At 70.1% G+C, this 16,130-nt stretch carries 15 protein-coding genes and 2 pseudogenes; 13 read left to right on the forward strand and 4 right to left on the reverse strand.

The window, feature by feature from the left end:
- Window positions 1–42 precede the first annotated feature (42 nt).
- A complete protein-coding gene (locus AB0N07_RS00610) occupies window positions 43–1,437 on the forward strand; it encodes an NADP-dependent succinic semialdehyde dehydrogenase (RefSeq protein WP_365830589.1) in 1,395 nt (464 codons plus the stop codon).
- Between the two features lie 25 nt (window positions 1,438–1,462).
- Window positions 1,463–1,699 (forward strand): DUF6213 family protein, encoded by a 237-nt coding sequence (locus AB0N07_RS00615; RefSeq protein WP_232652941.1) that lies wholly within the window; start codon window positions 1,463–1,465, stop codon window positions 1,697–1,699.
- A gap of 32 nt (window positions 1,700–1,731) precedes the next feature.
- Here the strand turns inward: AB0N07_RS00615 and AB0N07_RS00620 are convergent, their stop codons facing one another.
- On the reverse strand, window positions 1,732–2,397 hold the full coding sequence (locus AB0N07_RS00620) for a transcriptional regulator (protein WP_365830592.1): 666 nt from the start codon (window positions 2,395–2,397) through the stop codon (window positions 1,732–1,734).
- Window positions 2,398–2,568: 171 nt separating this feature from the next.
- On the opposite strand from AB0N07_RS00620, the pseudogene AB0N07_RS00625 reads away from it, so the two are divergent.
- The 3 genes and pseudogenes from AB0N07_RS00625 to AB0N07_RS00635 form a co-directional block, all read left to right on the forward strand.
- Window positions 2,569–3,645: pseudogene (locus AB0N07_RS00625) on the forward strand (type III polyketide synthase); the annotation flags it as partial.
- A gap of 7 nt (window positions 3,646–3,652) precedes the next feature.
- Window positions 3,653–4,867: a cytochrome P450 gene (locus AB0N07_RS00630; RefSeq protein ID WP_365830594.1), complete on the forward strand. Its 1,215-nt coding sequence runs from the start codon at window positions 3,653–3,655 to the stop codon at window positions 4,865–4,867.
- A 7-nt stretch (window positions 4,868–4,874) separates the two neighbouring features.
- Window positions 4,875–5,396: a cupin domain-containing protein gene (locus tag AB0N07_RS00635; protein ID WP_365830596.1), complete on the forward strand. Its 522-nt coding sequence runs from the start codon at window positions 4,875–4,877 to the stop codon at window positions 5,394–5,396.
- Between the two features lie 182 nt (window positions 5,397–5,578).
- Here AB0N07_RS00635 and AB0N07_RS00640 read toward each other — a convergent pair whose 3' ends face one another.
- A complete protein-coding gene (locus AB0N07_RS00640) occupies window positions 5,579–6,805 on the reverse strand; it encodes an acyl-CoA dehydrogenase family protein (protein ID WP_365830598.1) in 1,227 nt (408 codons plus the stop codon).
- Window positions 6,806–6,989: 184 nt separating this feature from the next.
- Here AB0N07_RS00640 and AB0N07_RS00645 point away from each other — a divergent pair, with 184 nt between their 5' ends.
- Window positions 6,990–7,634, forward strand: a complete 645-nt coding sequence (locus tag AB0N07_RS00645) for a TetR/AcrR family transcriptional regulator (protein WP_115914117.1) — start codon at window positions 6,990–6,992, stop codon at window positions 7,632–7,634.
- Between the two features lie 79 nt (window positions 7,635–7,713).
- Here AB0N07_RS00645 and def read toward each other — a convergent pair whose 3' ends face one another.
- Window positions 7,714–8,268, reverse strand: coding sequence for a peptide deformylase (gene def / locus AB0N07_RS00650; RefSeq protein ID WP_365830600.1), 555 nt, complete (start codon window positions 8,266–8,268; stop codon window positions 7,714–7,716).
- A 113-nt stretch (window positions 8,269–8,381) separates the two neighbouring features.
- Between def and AB0N07_RS00655 the strand changes: the two genes are divergently transcribed.
- From AB0N07_RS00655 to AB0N07_RS00675, 5 genes and pseudogenes are all read left to right on the forward strand, one after another.
- Window positions 8,382–9,620, forward strand: coding sequence for a MurT ligase domain-containing protein (locus AB0N07_RS00655; RefSeq protein WP_365830602.1), 1,239 nt, complete (start codon window positions 8,382–8,384; stop codon window positions 9,618–9,620).
- Between the two features lie 14 nt (window positions 9,621–9,634).
- Window positions 9,635–10,363, forward strand: a complete 729-nt coding sequence (locus AB0N07_RS00660) for a glutamine amidotransferase (RefSeq protein ID WP_365830604.1) — start codon at window positions 9,635–9,637, stop codon at window positions 10,361–10,363.
- A 180-nt stretch (window positions 10,364–10,543) separates the two neighbouring features.
- Window positions 10,544–11,569 carry a 6-phosphofructokinase gene (locus AB0N07_RS00665; RefSeq protein WP_365830606.1) on the forward strand — a complete coding sequence of 342 codons (1,026 nt, stop codon included), beginning with the start codon at window positions 10,544–10,546 and terminating at the stop codon, window positions 11,567–11,569.
- 120 nt (window positions 11,570–11,689) lie between these two features.
- On the forward strand, window positions 11,690–12,640 hold the full coding sequence (locus AB0N07_RS00670; RefSeq protein ID WP_365830608.1) for a cytochrome c oxidase assembly protein: 951 nt from the start codon (window positions 11,690–11,692) through the stop codon (window positions 12,638–12,640).
- A gap of 85 nt (window positions 12,641–12,725) precedes the next feature.
- Window positions 12,726–13,601 (forward strand): annotated as a pseudogene (locus tag AB0N07_RS00675) (DUF6777 domain-containing protein); the annotation flags it as partial.
- A 71-nt stretch (window positions 13,602–13,672) separates the two neighbouring features.
- On the opposite strand, the gene AB0N07_RS00680 reads toward AB0N07_RS00675, so the two are convergent.
- Window positions 13,673–14,059: a hypothetical protein gene (locus AB0N07_RS00680; RefSeq protein WP_365830813.1), complete on the reverse strand. Its 387-nt coding sequence runs from the start codon at window positions 14,057–14,059 to the stop codon at window positions 13,673–13,675.
- 32 nt (window positions 14,060–14,091) lie between these two features.
- On the opposite strand from AB0N07_RS00680, the gene AB0N07_RS00685 reads away from it, so the two are divergent.
- Window positions 14,092–15,927 carry a protein kinase gene (locus tag AB0N07_RS00685; protein ID WP_365830610.1) on the forward strand — a complete coding sequence of 612 codons (1,836 nt, stop codon included), beginning with the start codon at window positions 14,092–14,094 and terminating at the stop codon, window positions 15,925–15,927.
- A 13-nt stretch (window positions 15,928–15,940) separates the two neighbouring features.
- Complete coding sequence (locus AB0N07_RS00690) at window positions 15,941–16,111, forward strand: hypothetical protein (protein WP_030928253.1); 171 nt, start codon at window positions 15,941–15,943, stop codon at window positions 16,109–16,111.
- Window positions 16,112–16,130: the final 19 nt, after the last annotated feature.

Raw genomic sequence — 16,130 nt, forward strand, 5'->3', positions numbered from 1 at the left:
CGCGCGGGAAGGTCGAATCAAGCCCGCCCCAGGAGGTCAGCCATGCCCATCGCGACGGTGAACCCGGCGAACGGCGAGACGCTCAAGACGTACGAGGCCATGGGCGAGGAGGAGCTCGAGCGCCGGCTCCAGCTCGCGGAGGCGACGTTCCGCACGTACCGGAGGACGCCCTTCGCCGAACGCGCCCGCCTCATGAACAAGGCCGCCGCTCTCCTCGAAGAGATCCAGCAGGACATCGGCCGCGTCATGACCACCGAGATGGGCAAGCCGATCAAGCAGGCGCGTGCGGAGGCCGCCAAGTGCGCCAAGGCGATGCGCTGGTACGCCGACCACGCCGAGGAACTCCTCGCGGACGAGGAGCCGTCGGAGTTCGACGTCAAGGACTCGGGCGCCTCCCGCGTCCGGGTCCGCTACCGGCCGCTCGGCCCCGTCCTCGCCGTGATGCCGTGGAACTTCCCGCTGTGGCAGGTGATCCGGTTCGCGGCGCCCGCGCTGATGGCGGGCAATGTGGGCCTGCTCAAGCACGCCTCGAACGTCCCGCAGACCGCCCTGTTCCTGGAGGACCTGTTCCACCGGGCGGGCTATCCGGAGGGCTGCTTCCAGACCCTGCTGATCGGCTCCGGCGCCGTCGACGACATCCTGCGCGACGAACGCGTCAAGGCGGCCACCCTCACCGGCAGCGAACCCGCCGGACGGGCGGTCGCGTCCACCGCCGGGGACATGGTCAAGAAGACGGTGCTCGAACTGGGCGGCAGCGACCCGTACGTCGTCATGCCGTCCGCCGACCTCGACCGGGCCGCGCAGATCGCGGTCACCGCGCGCGTGCAGAACAACGGACAGTCGTGCATCGCCGCCAAACGGTTCATCGTGCACACGGACGTCTACGACGCCTTCGCCGAACGCTTCGTCGAGGGCATGAAGGCACTGAAGGTCGGCGACCCCATGGAGGAGGACACGGACGTCGGGCCGCTCTCGAGCGAGCAGGGGCGCGACGACCTGGAGGAGCTGGTCGAGGACGCGCGGCGGAGCGGGGCGGAGGTGCTGTGCGGCGGCCATCGGCTGCGCCGGCCCGAGCTGCCCGGCTGGTACTACCCGCCGACCGTGCTCACCGGGATCACCCGTGAGATGCGCATCCACCGCGAAGAGGCCTTCGGGCCCGTCGCCACGCTGTATCGCGCGTCCGACCTCGACGAGGCCGTGCTCATCGCCAACGATTCGCCGTTCGGGCTGAGTTCGAACGTATGGACGCGGGACGAGGCGGAGGTGGACCGCTTCGTACGGGACCTGGAGGCGGGCGCCGTGTACGTCAACGGGATGACCGCCTCCCACCCGGCGTTCCCGTTCGGCGGGGTCAAGCGGTCCGGTTACGGGCGTGAGCTGTCCGGGCACGGAATCCGGGAGTTCTGCAACATCACGACGGTTTGGCACGGTGCGTGACGGCCGCGCGGCTAACATCCCGGTTGTGAACCGCGAAGTGACTCTGCCTCTGATCGTCGATGACCGCGGTGTCCTGCAGGTGGCTGCGGTCGATGTGAGCAAGCTTCTGCGGACGGTGGGTGGGAGGTGGCTCCACCTGGTCGAGACCGGGGAGGACGGACTCGATGAGGACACGGTCGCTGCACTGACCATTGAGCTGGCCAAGCTGGCCGACCGTATCGACGTGGCGTGTATCGCTCACAGCAGCGGAAGTGCGCCGTAGGCGGAGCCGCACATCGATACGGCCCCGCGCCCTTATTGGGCCAGCTGCAGCAGCGTTGACCAGAACAGTGACTCGTAGCTCTGGAGCAGACGGCCGTAGCCGTGTGCGCGCTCCACATTCAGGAACCCGGTGTCCAGGCCCGCCTCCACCGCCGCCGTCGCCCTCTGGTCCAGCTCCGGGGCCGGTCGGGCGAAGAAGTCGAAGAATGCGCAGGCCTCGTCCGTGAAGTCGTAGTTGACGCGCAGGGACTCGGCGATGGTTCTGCAATAGCCGCCCCATGCGGAGAAGTTGGCGGTGATGGCCAGGACCGCGTCGGTCGGGGAGGCGTTGAGGGCGAGCCAGGCGACGTAGGACGGATAGGCCTGGCAGCCCGGGAGCGGCTCGTAGGCGAGCGTCCTTGCCTCGTCGATGCCGCATGCCTGCGCGAACGGCTGCAGCCGGTCGGCTGCCAGCGCCTCGCCGTCGGCGAGCATCTCGAAGAACGCGGCGGCCTCCGGTTCCTCCGTGGCGCGTTGCGCCAGATGGAGGAACGCGCGGCGGTCCGCGGGGATCACCCAGCGCTGTTCCAGGGCCAGGGTGGCGAGTGTGTCGCGGGAGGCCTCGCCCCGGCCGATGAGGGGCACGAGCGGGTTGGCCTGCGGGTCCGGGGCGAGCTTCGCGGTGGTCGTCTCCAGCAGTTCCGTGGCCGTACGCGTCATTGCGTCCTCCATGGGATCGGATGTGGGGCTCCTGCTTCGACCTTGGCACGGGGTCCCCGATACGGAGTAGTCCGGCGCGAGATCGTCGCCTCGTCGGGTGATCGTGGGTGAACCACCCCCAGAGGTGAACCCTTTTCGACCCGGGGGCCGAAAGCCTTCCGGACGGCGAAAGCAGGACGGTTCATGGCGACTTTGTGCAGACCCTCGGTGTCCGTCCCAGAGCACGTGATCACGATGGAGGAGACGCTGGAGCTCGCACGCTCCCGCCACGCCGACCATCCACAACTGCCGCTGGCCCTCCGGCTGATCGAGAACACCGGCGTTCGCACGCGGCACATCGTGCAGCCCATCGAAGAGACGCTGGAGCATCCCGGTTTCGAAGAGCGCAACAAGGTCTACCAGGCCGAGGCGAAGGCCCGGGTCCCCGCCGTCATACAGCGGGCGCTCGACGACGCGGAGCTGCTCACCAAGGACATCGACGTGATCATCTACGTGTCGTGCACGGGCTTCATGATGCCCTCGCTCACGGCCTGGCTGATCAACGAGATGGGCTTCGACAGCACCACCCGCCAGATACCCATAGCCCAGCTCGGTTGTGCGGCCGGCGGAGCCGCGATCAACCGGGCGCACGACTTCTGCTCCGCCTACCCCGACGCCAATGCGCTGATCGTGGCCTGCGAGTTCTGCTCGCTCTGCTACCAGCCCACCGACCTGGGCGTCGGATCCCTGCTCTCCAACGGCCTGTTCGGCGACGGGATCGCCGCCGCGGTGGTGCGCGGACGGGGCGGCGAGGGCATCGAGCTGGTGCGCAACGGCTCGTACCTGATCCCCAAGACCGAGGAGTGGATCATGTACGACGTGCGGGCCACCGGATTCCACTTCCTGCTGGACAAGCGGGTGCCGGGCACGATGGAACCGCTCGCACCGGCCCTGCAGGAGCTGGCGGGTCTGCACGGCTGGGACGCCTCCGACCTGGACTTCTACATCATTCACGCCGGCGGCCCGCGCATTCTCGACGACCTCAGCAAGTTTCTGCAGGTCGATCCGCACGCGTTCCGGTTCAGCCGGGCCACGCTCACCGAGTACGGCAACATCGCCAGCGCCGTCGTCCTCGACGCGCTGCGTCGGATGTTCGACGAGGGCGGAGCGAAGCACCGGGCGCGCGGGCTGCTGGCCGGGTTCGGGCCCGGCATCACCGCGGAGATGGCGCTGGGCCGCTGGCACAGCCCCGACGACAGAACGGCGTGAGTACGGCATGACTGAAGAAACCCTCACCGAGACCCTCCCCCCGATCCGGCACTGGCCGGCCCTCGACCTGACCGGCGTCGACTTCGACCCGGTGCTGGCCGAGCTGATGCGCGAGGGCCCCGTCACCCGCATCCAGCTGCCCAACGGGGAGGGCTGGGCCTGGCTGGTCACCCGCTACGACGACGTGCGCATGGTGACCAACGACCCCCGCTTCAGCCGTGAGGCGGTGATGGACCAGCCGGTCACCCGGCTCGCACCGCACTTCATCCCGCAGCGCGGCGCGGTCGGTTTCCTCGATCCGCCGGACCACACCCGGCTGCGCCGCTCGGTGGCCGCGGCGTTCACGGCGAAGGGCGTGGAGCGGGTGCGCGAGCGGTCGCGGCGGCTGCTGGACGAGCTGGTCGACGAGCTGTTGCAGGACGGTCCTCCGGCGGACCTCACGGCGGCCGTCCTCAGCCCCTTCCCCATCGCGGTGATCTGCGAGCTGATGGGCGTCCCGGCCGCCGACCGGCACGGCATGCACACCTGGACCCAGCTGATCCTGTCCTCCTCGCACGGCGCGAAGGTCAGCGAGAAGGCCAAGAACGAGATGAGCGCCTACTTCGCCGACCTCATCGGGCTCCGGGAGGGCAGCTCCGACGAGGACGTGACGTCCCTGCTCGGTGCCGCCGTCGGCCGCGAGGAGATCACCCTGGAGGAGGCCGTCGGTCTTGCCGTGCTCCTGCAGATCGGCGGCGAGGCAGTCACCAACAACAGCGGCCAGATGTTCTACCTCCTGCTGACCCGCCCGGACCTTGCCGAACGGCTGCGTGCGGAGCCGGAGATCCGTCCCCAGGCCATCGACGAGCTGCTGCGCTACATCCCGCACCGCAACGCGGTCGGTCTCTCGCGCATCGCGAGGGAGGACGTGGAGATCAGCGGTGTACGGATCCGCGCGGGCGACCCGATCTACGTCTCCTACCTGGCCGCCAACCGCGATCCGGACGTCTTCCCGGACCCGGAGACCATCGACTTCACCCGCGCCCCGAACCCCCATGTGTCGTTCGGCTTCGGCCCGCACTACTGCCCGGGCGGCATGCTGGCCCGGCTGGAGTCGCAACTGCTCGTCGACGCGCTGCTGGACCGGGTTCCGGGCCTGAAGCTCGCCGTACCGCCCGGCCAGGTGCCGTTCAAGAAGGGGGCGTTGATCCGCGGTCCCGAAGCACTGCCGGTCACGTGGTGAGCAGCCGGTGACGGCGACGGAGGGTCTGCTGGTACCGCCGGGCCACGGCCGGGTCGTGGAGACGCCGGCCCAGCGCGTGACGTTCAAGGTGACCGGCACGCACTCGCGCACGGCCTCCACCTTCGAGGTGGAGGTACCGCCCGGCTTCGACGTCGGCGCCCATGTGCACACGCGCAGCGAGGAGTTGTTCTACGTACTCGAAGGCGAACTGGACGTCCTCGCCTTCGAGCCACGCGTCCGGACCCCCGACAACTGGCAGCACTGGGAGTCGAGTTCGGGGAATCGGGTGGTACGCGCCACCCCGGGCACGGTCATCGTCGTACCCCCGGGCTGCCCCCACGCCTTCGCCAACCCTGCGGACACCCCGGCAAAGATGTTCTTCCAGGCCTCCCCGCCCCCGGATCACGAGCGCTACTTCGAGGAACTGCTGGAGATCCTGGGGTCGGGGGGACCGCCGGACCACGAGGCGATCGAAGAACTGCGCGGACGCTACGACATCGAGCAGCTGACGCCCCTGCGGCACCGCTGAGCGACCCGGGGCTCCGGTCCGTCGCCGCACCCCGCCTGCCCCGCCCGTCGTGCACTGTCGGGGTTCCGCGCGTGCGCCCTGGGGGGTTGCTGTGAAGTGTCCGTTTGACGGCAGGTGCCGTAGCACACGCCGCGAGCCCCCGGCCGGTGTCGGCCGCGGGCTCGTGGACAGCACCGGGGGCGCTACCGGATCGGCATCCCGGACAGCGTGCGCGCGATCACCAGGCGCTGGATCTCGCTCGTGCCCTCGAAGATCGTGTAGATCGCGGCGTCACGGTGCATCCGCTCCACCGGGTACTCGCGGGTGTAGCCGTTGCCGCCCAGGATCTGCACCGCCTGCGCGGTGACCTTCTTCGCCGTCTCGCTCGCGAAGAGCTTCGACATGGAACCCTCGGCGGCCGTGAACTGCTTGCCGCTGACCGCCATCCACGAGGCACGCCACACCAGCAGCCGGGCGGCGTCGATGGACGTGCGCATGTCCGCGAGCTGGAAGGCAACACCCTGGTTGTCGATGATCGGCCGCCCGAACTGCTCACGCGTCTTCGCGTAGTCGAGGGCCACCTCGTACGCGGCGCGGGCCGTGCCGACCGCCATGGCGCCGACGGCCGGGCGCGACGCCTCGAACGTGGCCATCGCCGCGTTCTTCACGCGCTCGCCGCCCGCCTTCGCCCGCTCCCGGGCCCGGGCGAGGCGCTCGTCGAGCTTCTCCTTGCCGCCGAGCAGGCAGGAGCCGGGGACCCGGACGTTCTCCAGGACGACCTCCGCGGTGTGCGAGGCGCGGATGCCGTGCTTCTTGAACTTCTGGCCCTGGGACAGGCCCGGCGTGTTCGGCGGGACGATGAAGGACGCGTGGCCCTTGGAGCCGAGCTCCGGGTCGACGACCGCGACCACGACGTGGACGTTGGCGATGCCGCCGTTGGTCGCCCAGGTCTTGGTGCCGTTGAGCACCCACTCGTCCTTGGCCTCGTCGTACACGGCCCGCGTACGCATGGAGGCGACGTCGGAGCCGGCGTCGGGCTCGGAGGAGCAGAACGCGGCGACCTTGACATCGTTCGCGTCGCCGTACATCTGCGGGATCCAGGTGCCGATCTGTTCCTCGGTTCCGTTGGCAAGAACGCCCACGGCGGCGAGCCCGGTGCCTACGATCGACAGGGCGATGCCCGCGTCGCCCCAGAACAGCTCCTCCATGGCCATCGGAATGCCCAGGCCGGTGGGGTCGAAGTACTGCTGGGCGTAGAAGTCGAGGGAGTAGATGCCTACCTTCGCGGCCTCCTGGATGACCGGCCAGGGAGTCTCCTCACGCTCGTCCCATTCGGCGGCCGCGGGGCGGATGACGTCGGCGGCGAAGCCGTGCAGCCAGTCCCGGACCTCCTTCTGTTCGTCGTTGAGCTCCATGGTGAACTCGGCCATGTCCCCTCCAGCGGCGGTGGTGCTCTTGCATGTTACTAGCGGTAACGCCAGTGTGTTACTCACGGGTAGGAAAGTCAACTCCCGATGACGGGTCGGGACGGGTCGGCAGCCCGTTCGATGCGGGGGCCATGCTGAGTGTTAGTTTGCGCAGGCGTCACCGAATAAGCACGGGTGGGGAGAGCTCATGGACACCACGCAGCGGACCGAGCAGCAGCGGTCCGCCGACCGACGTCGGCGCGAGCTGCTGGAGGCCGCCGACAGAGTGGTGCTGCGCGACGGACCGCAGGCCTCGATGAACGCCATCGCCGCGGAGGCGGGCATCACCAAGCCGATTCTGTACCGGCACTTCGGCGACAAGAGCGGACTGTACGCCGCACTGGCGAAGCGGCACACCGACGCGCTGCTGAACTCGCTCCGCGCGGCGCTGGACGCCCCGGCGGACCGGCGGGAGCGGGTCGAGGCCACCCTCGACACCTATCTCGCGGCGATCGAGGCACGTCCGCAGGTGTACCGGTTCCTGATGCATCCGGCGGAGGGCAGCCCCGGCGGTGAGCAGGGGTTCGACGTCGGCAAGCATTCGATTCCGCTGCTCCGGCGTATGGGCGAGGAGTTGGCGCAGGTCATCGAGGACCGGCTGGATCTCGGGCCCGGGGGGCAGCAGCTGGCTCGGGTGTGGGGGCACGGGATAGTCGGCATGATGCATGCCGCCGGGGACTGGTGGTTGGGGGAACGGCCTTGTTCTCGGGGGGAGTTGGTGCGGAGTCTGGCTGATCTGCTGTGGGGGCGACTGGCCGCGGCCGGCGACAGGATAGGTGGGCCTGGGTTCTGACGGTTGCCTTTCGACTGCGGGCCGGTGGGGTTGATCGCGCCCGCGGGGCGCAGGCGCAAATCGACACGGCCCCGCGCCCCTAGGTAGCAGCATCCGTCCGGCGCCAGGACGCTCGCGTCACCTGGCGCATCAGTTTCCGGTGGCGCCGGCCCTTCAAGTGGTCCGCGTAGATCCTGCCCTCCAGGTGGTCGCACTCATGCTGCAGGCAGCGGGCGAAGAAGCCCGTCCCATGAACGGTGATCGGCTCTCCGGTCGCCGTGAAGCCCTCGACCACCGCATGGTCGTAGCGCTCCGTCCCGGCCTCCAGGCCCGGTAGGGAGAGGCAGCCCTCCGGGCCGCGGATCACCACGCCGTCCTTCTCGACGAGTCGGGGGTTCACCACGTGGCCGACGTGGCGGACGTCCTCGTCGTCGGGGCAGTCGTAGACGAACACGCGCAAAGGTTCACCGATCTGGTTCGCTGCCAGGCCGACGCCCTGCGCCGCGTACATCGTCGCGAACAGGTCCTCCACGAGGGCCGAGAGTCCGGGGCCGAAGTCGGTCACCTCCTCGCAAGGGGTGTGCAGGAGCGGGTCCCCGAGCAGGGTGAGGGGCCGGACGCGCCCTCGGGCGCCCGGAATGGAGCTGTTTCGCATGGCCGTCAGGGTACGGCGGTTCGGGACTGTGAATGGATCTCGATAGGCTGAGGTCCACACCACGTTGCCGTCAGGCAGAGGCGCGGCGCGTACGCAAGGAGGATCGAGAACTCATGGCAGGCAACTCGGACCCGCTCACGCCGCGGGCCAAGCTGGCCGTGACCGCGGGCAAGGCGGTCGCGGCGGCATCGCGCGCCGCGGGGCGCGGGAGCGGTTCGGTGATCGGTGGCCGGGTGGCGCTCAAGCTCGACCCCGACCTCCTCGCGCGGCTCGCCCAGAACCTGGACGTCACCCTGGTCTCGGCGACCAACGGCAAGACCACGACCACCCGGCTGATCGCCGAGGCGCTGCGCGCCGCGGGCCCGGTCGTCTCCAACGCACTCGGCGCCAACATGCCGGCCGGCATCACCTCGGCCCTCGCGGGCAGCTCGGACGCCCGGTTCGGGGTCATCGAGGTCGACGAGAAGTACCTCGCCGGGGTCGCCCGGGACACCGCCCCGAAGTGCATCGCGCTGCTGAACCTCTCCCGCGACCAGCTCGACCGCGCCGCGGAGACCCGCATGCTCGCGGAGAACTGGCGTGAGGGGCTGGCCGGGTCGAAGGCCGTCATCGTCGCCAACGCCGACGACCCGCTGGTCGTGTGGGCCGCGTCCTCCTCCCCCAATGTGATCTGGGTCGCCGCCGGGCAGATGTGGAAGGACGACGCCTGGTCCTGCCCGTCCTGCGGTGGTGTGATGCAGCGCCCGGGCGACGACTGGTTCTGCGGTGAGTGCGGTTTCCGCCGGCCCACGCCGAGCTGGGCGCTCTCCGGGGACCACGTCCTCGACCCGCACGGGTCCGCATGGCCCATCCATCTGCAGCTGCCCGGGCGCGCGAACAAGGCGAACGCGGCCAGCTCCGCCGCCGTGGCCGCCGTCTTCGGTGTGCCGCCGCAGGTCGCCCTGGAACGCATGTACCAGGTGCAGGCCGTCGCCGGACGCTACGACGTGGTGCAGTTCCAGCAGCGCGACCTGAGACTGCTGCTCGCGAAGAACCCGGCGGGCTGGCTCGAAACGTTCAGCCTGATCGATCCTCCGCCCACCCCGGTGATCCTCTCCGTGAACGCGCGCGGCGCCGACGGCACCGACACCTCCTGGCTCTGGGACGTCGACTACACGCGTCTGACCGGCCACCCGATCTGTGTGATCGGCGACCGGAAGCTGGACCTCGCGGTGCGTCTGGAGGTCGCGAACCAGCACTTCCAGGTCTGCGACGACCTCGACCAGGCGGTGCAGATGAGTCCGCCGGGGCGGATCGAGGTCATCGCCAACTACACCGCCTTCCAGGACCTGCGCCGCCGCGTCGGCAACTGACACAGGGGACATTTGTGAGCGACAACCAACTGCGGATCGTCTGGATCTACCCCGACCTGCTCTCCACCTACGGCGACCAGGGCAACGTCCTCGTCGTGGAGCGCCGCGCCCGGCAGCGCGGCCTCGACGTGGCACGCCTCGACGTGCGCAGCGACCAGGCGATCCCGACCTCCGGCGACATCTACCTGATCGGCGGCGGCGAGGACCGTCCGCAGCGGCTCGCGGCCGAGCGGCTGCGCCGGGACGGCGGACTGCACCGGGCCGTGGAGAACGGCGCGATCGTCTTCTCGGTCTGCGCCGGCTACCAGATCCTCGGCCACGAGTTCATCAACGACCTCGGCCAGCGCGAGCCCGGCCTCGGGCTGCTGGACGTGGTCTCGGTACGCGGTGAGGGCGACCGCTGCGTCGGTGACGTGCTCGGCGACATCGACCCGCGCCTGGGCCTGCCCCCGCTGACCGGCTTCGAGAACCACCAGGGCGTCACCCACCTCGGCCCGACGGCCCGCCCGTTCGCCAAGGTCAAGCTGGGCAACGGCAACGGCACGGGCGACGGCACGGAAGGCGCGTTCAACGACACCGTCTTCGGTACGTACATGCACGGGCCGGTGCTGGCGCGCAACCCGCTGATCGCCGACCTGCTGCTGAAGCTGGCGCTCGATGTGAACGCGCTGCCCCCGACCGACGACCGCTGGTACGAGGCCCTGCGCAACGAGCGCATCGCAGCAGCCCAGCAGCCCGCCTGACACCTGGATGCAAGGTCCGCTCCACCAGCCCGTCTGACACCCCGTCCGCACAGGTGAGCGGGGTCGTCCAGCAGGCGGACGCATGCTGCTGCCCCGCCCCCTCCTGCCGCTAGGGTGGCGGGGTTCGTGCCGGACGACGGGGTCCGGTCCCGGCCCACGTTGAGAAGGTTCTTTCGGGCTATGCGCATTGGTGTCCTCACGTCCGGCGGCGACTGCCCCGGCCTGAACGCCGTCATCCGGTCCGTCGTGCACCGTGCCGTCGTCGACCACGGCGACGAGGTCATCGGCTTCCGGGACGGCTGGAAAGGCCTCCTGGAGTGCGACTACCTCAAGCTCGACCTCGACGCGGTGGGCGGCATCCTGGCCCGCGGCGGCACCATCCTCGGCTCCTCCCGCGTCCAGCCCTCGCATCTGCGCGACGGCGTGGAGCGGGCCAAGGGCCACGTCGAGGAACTCGGCCTCGACGCGATCATCCCCATCGGTGGTGAGGGCACGCTGAAGGCGGCCCGGCTGATGTACGACAGGGGACTGCCGATCGTCGGCGTCCCGAAGACCATCGACAACGACATCGCGGTCACGGACGTCACCTTCGGCTTCGACACGGCCGTCGGCGTGGCGACCGAGGCTCTGGACCGGCTGAAGACCACCGCCGAGTCCCACCAGCGCGTCCTGGTCGTGGAGGTCATGGGCCGGCACACCGGCTGGATCGCACTGCACTCCGGCATGGCGGCCGGCGCGCACGCCATCGTCGTCCCCGAACGGCCCTTCGACATCGAGGAGTTGGCCAGGCGGGTCGGCGAGCGGTTCGAGGCGGGCAAGCGCTTCGCGATCGTGGTGGCGGCGGAGGGCGCCAAGCCCAAGGCCGGTTCCATGGAGTTCGACGAGGGCGGCAAGGACATCTACGGCCACGAGCGCTTCGCCGGGATCGCCCGCCAGCTCTCCATCGAGCTGGAGGAGAGGCTGGGCAAGGAAGCCCGGCCGGTCATCCTGGGGCACGTCCAGCGTGGCGGTACGCCGACGGCGTACGACCGTGTGCTGGCCACCCGCTTCGGCTGGCACGCCGTGGAGGCGGTGCACCGGGGCGAGTTCGGCAAGATGACCGCGCTGCGGGGGACCGACATCGTGATGGTGTCTCTGGCGGAGGCCGTCGAGACGCTGAAGACGGTTCCCTCGGAGCGGTACGACGAGGCGGAGTGCGTTCTGTAGTGCGCATTTGATCTCGTACGGAATTGAAGAGTCCGCCCCCGGTCGCAGCAGCGGCCGGGGGCGGTTCTACTCTGGGTCCGGACAGACAGCGCACAACCCCCACGAATCAGGAGCCGTTGGATGGATCACAGCGGGCACGGCATGACCATGGATCTGCCGCCGTTCACGCTGGGGCGGGGTCTTCAGTGGTCGGCGGACCCGTTCTTCCTCGTGGCCTGCCTGGTGGGGCTCGGGCTGTACGCGTACGGCGTGGTGCGGCTGCGGCGGCGCGGGGACAGGTGGTCGGCGGCGCGGACGGTGTCGTTCGTCCTCGGTGTGCTGACCATCGGGCTCGTGATGTGCACGAAGCTCAACGACTACGGCATGGTCATGTTCAGCGTGCACATGGTGCAGCACATGATCATCAGCATGCTGTCGCCGATCCTGATCCTGCTCGGCGCGCCCGTCACGCTCGCCCTGCGCGCACTGCCGACCGCGGGCAACGGCCGCAGGGGGCCGCGCGAAGTGCTGCTGATGCTGCTGCACAGCCGGTACATGCGGATCATCACGCATCCCGCGTTCACCATTCCGCTGTTCATCGCGAGCCTGTACGCGCTGTACTTCACCCCGATCTTCGACTTCCTGATGGGCTCCAGGGCGGGGCACATCGCGATGATGGTGCACTTCCTCGCCGTGGGCGTCGTGTTCTTCTGGCCGATCATCGGGGTGGACCCCGGACCGCAGCGGCCGGGCTATCTGATGCGGATGCTGGAGCTGTTCGCGGGCATGCCGTTCCACGCGTTCTTCGGCATCGCCCTGATGATGGCTTCGACGCCGATGGTGGAGACGTTCAAGAACCCACCCGCCTCTCTCGGCATCGAGGCGCTCTCCGACCAGACCGCGGCGGGCGGCATCGCCTGGGCGTTCAGCGAGATCCCCTCCGTGCTGGTGCTGCTCGCCCTGCTGTTCCAGTGGTACGGCTCCGAGCAGCGACAGGCCCGCCGCAAGGACCGGGCTGCCGACCGTGACGGCGACAAGGAACTCGAGGCATACAACGCCTATTTGGCCTCATTGAACGCACGCGGGCGTTGAAGGCCTCGTCATTCGAAAGCATTCAGTAGCATGAAGTGCATGGGGGGAACCGCCGGGGGGAGCGGTGATGACACTTCACGCATTTATGCAAGGGGCCGGGAAATCGGCGATTCGCAAGGTCGCCGTCCTGCTCGTTTTCGTACTGGCGCTCAGCGGTTGTGATCGAAGTACACCGCTGCTCGTCGTGAAGGCGGTGGCCGCGGGAGTTCCCTCCCTCGCGCCTTTCTTCGACGAGGGCAGCGGGCTGGGCCATGACGCCGCGATCAGGCCGCAGAGGGTGCAGGGGAGTCTGCAGCAGGGGGACACGCCCGGTCTGTACGGGGGCACGAGGAAGCCGACCATCTGCGATGTCAAGCAGCTCAAGGCATTCCTCACGGACCCCAGGAATCATCAGAAGGCGCAGGCGTGGGCGACTGCGCTGGACATCACCACGGATGAGATTCCGGGATACCTGGACCGGCTCACTCCAGTTCTCCTGCGTCACGACACGCTCGTGCAGAATCACGACTACAAGAAGGGAAAGGCTGTTCCCTTCAACTCCCTGCTGGAGGCGGGAATCGCCGTACTCGTCGATGAACAGGGACTTCCGGCTGTGAAGTGCTCGTGCGGAAATCCACTGCGTCCCTTCACGGGTGACACAGACAGGATTTCGGTCAAGTTCGGGGACGGGAACGAGAAGTGGCGGGGATATCAGCGCTCCTCCGTGGTGGCCGTGCAGCCGGCCTCCCGGAAAATGCAGCGGCTCGTTCTGGTCGACGTCGGCGATCCCGCCGTGGGCATCGACCGGCCGGTCGGCACGACGGGGGCGCACGACAAGACCTTCGAGACGCGCAGGGAACGGGCCGTGCCCCGGCTCGCCGGGACGACGTTCGGGGATGCGAGCCGGCGGCTGGCCGACGCGGGGCTCGCGGCCGGATACGACGGCAAGGCACGACCGCCCGACGACGCGCGGGTGACGGCGTCGGACCCGCCGCCGGGGAGCAGGCTGGGGTTCGGGGCGTACGTGACGCTGAGCGTGGCCGGGGGGACGTCTCACGAGGCGACCGCTCCCCCGCCGCCCTCGACGTCGGGGCCGCCGTCCACAGCGCCGCCGTCCTCGCCGTCGTCGTCCCGGTCGTCACCGGCATCGCCGTCGTCGCCGTCGCCGTCGGGCAGCGGCCCCGCGTCGTCGTCGAGTGCGCCGCCCCGTTCCAAGGCGCCCCCGTCGAGCGCGCCGCCCAGTTCGCCGCCGCCGACGACCGGTTCGCCCGCGACGACCAGCGCCCCGGTCACCAGCAGCGCGCCCCCGCCCGGCAAACCGGTCACCACGAGCGCCCCGCCGCCCGGGACCACGAGCGCTCCGGCCACCGGCGGGTCGGCGAGCAGCGCACCTGCCACGCGTGAGCCCGCGAGCTCGGGGCCCGCCTCGATCGCGATCACGTAGCGCCTCCGCAGAACCGGGGAGTCACCGGATGCATTCAGGATCACCCACGTCGGGAGTGGGCCGGGTCATCGCCGGCCGCTATCTGCTGCTGAACCGGCTCGGCAGCGGTGGCATGGGCCATGTGTGGCTCGCCCACGACCAGAGACTCGCCTGCGAGGTCGCGCTCAAGGAGATCGCGTTCCGGGACCCGGACCCGACCGGCGACGAGCGGGAGGCCCGGGTCGCGCGGGCCCGCGCGGAGGCCCGGCACGCGGCGGGACTGCGCGGCCACCCGCATGTGGTCACGGTGCACGACGTGCTGGAGCACGAGGGGCTGCCCTGGATCGTCATGGAGTACGTGGCGGGCGCCGTCGACCTCAAGGAGCTGGTCGAGACGCGCGGCCCCCTCGCGCCCGCCGAGTGCGCCCGCATCGGGCTGGCCGTACTGGACGCGCTGACCGCCGGGCACGAGCGGGGCGTCCTGCACCGGGACGTGAAACCGGCGAACATCCTGCTCGCCCCGGACCGCTCCGGGGCGCCGTACGGACGCATCCTGCTCACCGACTACGGCATCTCGGTGCAGCCGGACGCCGGCGAGACGCGGTACACGCTGGCGTCCGTGCTGGTGGGGACGTCGGGCTATCTGGCGCCGGAACGGGCCACGGGCGGGCCGCCGACCCCGGCCGCCGACCTGTTCTCGCTGGGCTGCACGCTCTACCACGGCGTCGAGGGCCACGGCCCCTTCGAGCGCGAGTCGCACCTCGCCGAGGTCACCGCGGTGGTCATGGAGGAGCCGCGTCCGGCCCTGCGCGCCGGTGCGCTGGGCCCCGTACTGCAGGCGCTGCTGGAGAAGGATCCGGGGCGGCGACCGTCCGCGCCGGAGGCGGAGGCTGCGCTGTCGCGGATCGTCACGCCGCAGGCCGAGGCGTACGCCCGGACGCAGACCGACCCGGGTTCGCAGCCGCCCTGGGCCGGGCCCACAGCCGCTCCCTTTCCGCCGGGGCCCGGGACGAACGGCTTCGGGCCGGTCGTCGCGTCCGCGTCCGGTCCCGCCCACCGTCGCCGCGAGCTCCCACGGGCGCTGCGGGCGGTCCTCGCCGCCTCGCTCGGTCTGGTGCTGGCCCTGGGCGGGGTCTGGTACGCCGTGGCGCACCAGAAGAGCGGCGGCGACGGGACGGCCTCGCCGTACGGTTCGGCCGTGGGGCTTTCCGCCCCGCTCAAGGACGGCGAGTGCGTGCTCGCGGACTGGCCGGGCGACCGTTTCCAGGGGGTGCCGCGGCTGAGGCCGGATCCGTCCTGCCGGGACCAGACCCCCGACGGGCAGGTGATGGCGTTCGCGTCGGCCGCGTCCGCGGACGAGGCGCGCAAGCTGGGGCCCACCCGGTGCGAGGAGCGTACGCAGGAGATCCGGGAGCGGCTGGCGGACGTCCGCAGCGTCGCCGTCGTACCCACCGGGGCCGGGTTCGAGGCCGCGGGGCGGCGCACCGCCTGTGTGGTGCTGGGCGCGCACGGGCCGGTCTACGGGCCGCTCGGCGATCGGCGCAAGGTCGGCTCGGACTTCACCGACACGGCGAACATGCAGCGCCGTGACTGTCTGCAGACCCGCTCCGACCGGGCCGCCCGGCTGGTGTCCTGCAGCGGCCCGCACGACGAGCAGGTGCTCGGTTTCACCCGGCTGGGCAGGGACGTCACGCTCACCGAGGCCCGTACGCAGTCGGATGCGGCCTGTGCGAAGGACGTGCCGCCGCGGGACTACGGCTTCGATCCGTCGGTGTACACCTCCGGTTCCTGGAGCAGCCAGGGCGCCTGGAGGTCGGGCACGCATTTCGTCGTCTGCACCGTACGGATGCAGAACGGGGGCACCATGGAGGGGGACGAATCCTGAGGAGGGTGTTGCGATGCCCGGTTCTACGGACGGTTCTACGAAGGCGATGGGGGCGATCACGGTCGGCGGCCTGGTCGTGGTGACCGCCTACACGGTGGCCCTCGGCTCCAACGGCTGGCTGTGGTTCGGCTGGGTCGTGCTGGGTCTGCTCACCCTCGGGATGGTCGCCTCCCGCAGCACGTGACACTTCCGCAGCACGTGCC

The sequence above is a fragment of the Streptomyces sp. NPDC051172 genome, from assembly GCF_040682555.1.
Classification (GTDB): domain Bacteria; phylum Actinomycetota; class Actinomycetes; order Streptomycetales; family Streptomycetaceae; genus Streptomyces.

Bases quoted from the DNA above. Each gene is read 5' to 3' on its own strand.
- AB0N07_RS00610 (WP_365830589.1), top strand. From the start codon at position 43: ATGCCCATCGCGACGGTGAACCCGGCGAACGGCGAGACGCTCAAGACG.
- AB0N07_RS00620 (WP_365830592.1), bottom strand. From the start codon at position 2,397: ATGACGCGTACGGCCACGGAACTGCTGGAGACGACCACCGCGAAGCTC.
- AB0N07_RS00630 (WP_365830594.1), top strand. From the start codon at position 3,653: ATGACTGAAGAAACCCTCACCGAGACCCTCCCCCCGATCCGGCACTGG.
- AB0N07_RS00640 (WP_365830598.1), bottom strand. From the start codon at position 6,805: ATGGCCGAGTTCACCATGGAGCTCAACGACGAACAGAAGGAGGTCCGG.
- AB0N07_RS00645 (WP_115914117.1), top strand. From the start codon at position 6,990: ATGGACACCACGCAGCGGACCGAGCAGCAGCGGTCCGCCGACCGACGT.
- def (WP_365830600.1), bottom strand. From the start codon at position 8,268: ATGCGAAACAGCTCCATTCCGGGCGCCCGAGGGCGCGTCCGGCCCCTC.
- AB0N07_RS00655 (WP_365830602.1), top strand. From the start codon at position 8,382: ATGGCAGGCAACTCGGACCCGCTCACGCCGCGGGCCAAGCTGGCCGTG.
- AB0N07_RS00665 (WP_365830606.1), top strand. From the start codon at position 10,544: ATGCGCATTGGTGTCCTCACGTCCGGCGGCGACTGCCCCGGCCTGAAC.
- AB0N07_RS00670 (WP_365830608.1), top strand. From the start codon at position 11,690: ATGGATCACAGCGGGCACGGCATGACCATGGATCTGCCGCCGTTCACG.
- AB0N07_RS00685 (WP_365830610.1), top strand. From the start codon at position 14,092: ATGCATTCAGGATCACCCACGTCGGGAGTGGGCCGGGTCATCGCCGGC.
- AB0N07_RS00690 (WP_030928253.1), top strand. From the start codon at position 15,941: ATGCCCGGTTCTACGGACGGTTCTACGAAGGCGATGGGGGCGATCACG.